Source organism: Sabulibacter ruber (assembly GCF_017355955.1).
In the GTDB taxonomy this organism is placed as follows: Bacteria; Bacteroidota; Bacteroidia; order Cytophagales; family Hymenobacteraceae; genus Nibribacter; species Nibribacter ruber_A.
The window spans coordinates 1-255 of the sequence record NZ_JAFFID010000170.1 but is presented as its reverse complement, the minus strand read 5'-3'; the positions used below and the strand labels follow the sequence as shown (position 1 = coordinate 255).

Genomic DNA, 255 nt, shown 5'->3' with positions numbered 1-255 from the left:
AACGGAGCCGGCGGCTACTGGGCGTCCACCCTGCCCACCACCGTCACCCTGCCGGCGGGCTGCAGCGTCTTCTACTTCATGACCAAGTCGGCGCCGCCGAACGCCAGCAACAGCTGGATGTGCAACAACCCGAACGCCGCGCTCGGCACGAACGTGACGACGGTGACCGGTTCGTTGGCCGCGCTGCAAACCGGGTACGTCATCATTCCCGCCACGCCGAATGCGGCGCCCACCGGGTCCGACGCCGCCTGTCCC

The 255-nt window shown here is 69.0% G+C and carries 1 protein-coding gene; it reads left to right on the top strand.

The annotated features are described in order from the left end of the window. Window positions 1-255 (top strand): hypothetical protein (locus tag JT719_RS24910; RefSeq protein WP_207436470.1); only part of this gene is annotated, 255 nt, incomplete at both ends.